General features: G+C 64.8%; 1 protein-coding gene. It reads left to right on the top strand.

Annotated elements, in window-relative coordinates; all coding sequences use genetic code 11:
* Nucleotides 1-21: 21 nt before the first annotated feature.
* Nucleotides 22-401, top strand: a 380-nt coding sequence (locus tag JZ792_RS43810) for an ABC transporter substrate-binding protein (protein WP_254191109.1), incomplete at its 3' end; no start/stop codon positions are given.

Below are 401 nucleotides of genomic sequence, written 5' to 3'. Positions count from 1 at the left end.
GGCGTGGAATACGCCGTGAAGATGCAGCCGATCCCCTACAACGTGGCCAAGGCCAAGGAACTGCTGAAGGAAGCCGGCTTCCCCAACGGCTTCGAGACCACGCTGTGGAGCGGCTACAACAACACCACCAGCCAGAAGGTGATCCAGTTCCTGCAGCAGCAGCTGCAGCAGGTGGGCATCAAGGTGTCGGTCGAGGCCCTGGAGCCTGGCAAGCGCGCCGAGACCGTGGACGCCTGGCCCGATCCCAAGACCTCCAAGCTGCGCCTGTACTACATCGGCTGGTCGTCCTCCACCGGCGAGGCCGACTGGGCGCTGCGCCCGCTGTTCGCGACCGAATCGTGGGCGCCGAAGCTCGCCAACTACGCCTTCTACAGCAACCCGGTGGTGGATGAGTCCATCGC

This window comes from Nocardia noduli (assembly GCF_019038455.1).
GTDB classification, from domain to species: Bacteria; Actinomycetota; Actinomycetes; order Mycobacteriales; family Mycobacteriaceae; genus Nocardia; species Nocardia noduli.
This window is presented reverse-complemented; position numbering and strand designations above follow the sequence as displayed.